The sequence below is a fragment of the Parashewanella sp. 2304DJ23-3 genome, from assembly GCF_056591695.1.
The window spans coordinates 1-704 of sequence record NZ_JBWQOH010000031.1 but is presented as its reverse complement, the minus strand read 5'-3'; the positions used below and the strand labels follow the sequence as shown (position 1 = coordinate 704).

1 pseudogene is annotated in these 704 nt (G+C 42.6%); it reads right to left on the bottom strand.

The features are described 5' to 3' along the window. Positions 1 to 655 (bottom strand): annotated as a pseudogene (locus AC1EU2_RS18750) (IS3 family transposase); the annotation flags it as partial. Between the last annotated feature and the right edge of the window lie 49 nt (positions 656 to 704).

The following is a 704-nucleotide window of genomic DNA, read 5'->3' as shown; positions in this document are numbered from 1 at the left end:
TTTACTTTAGCTGGCTTACTGTACGTGGCTAAGGCTCTTGCCCTTAAACCGTGTTCTTGCATTAATCGAGCAACTCGCTTTTTGCTGGTTTTAATGCCCGCTCTTTTTAATGCTTCAAATACCCGTGGACTGCCGTACGTTTGCTGGCTAGCAATGAACACTTCACGTATCTTATTCAGCAGCGCTTGGTCACTCAGCTCGTGCTGTGAAACTGAGCGTTTAAGCCAAGCATAAAAACCACTTCTAGATACATTTAACCAATCGCAGAGGTACTTTATACCTAACTTTTCTTTGAAAGCTTTGATGAATCCAAATCGTTCTGATGGACTTCCGCCAGATACCGTTGCCACTTTTTTAGCAAGTCGTTCTCCTGCTTCAAGCGCTCGTTTTCTTTCTGCAGTTGTTTGATTTTATTGAGTTCTCTTTTATTCGGCACATTACTCATAAGCTCTTGATTGCCTTGGTAACGCTGTACTTCATCGAACTTGCCTTCTCGATACTCTTTACGCCATCGAGACAACATCAGTGGATGGATATCGAGCGCTTGGGCAACTTCCTTAGACATGACATCGTCTCTTAAGCTTAACTCTACGGCTTTTATTTTGAAATCGATTGGATAAAACCATGTCTTTTTAGGACGAGTATATCTTGGCATAACAGCCTCCTCATGATGATAAGGAGGTGTCCACTAAAACGGGGGAACT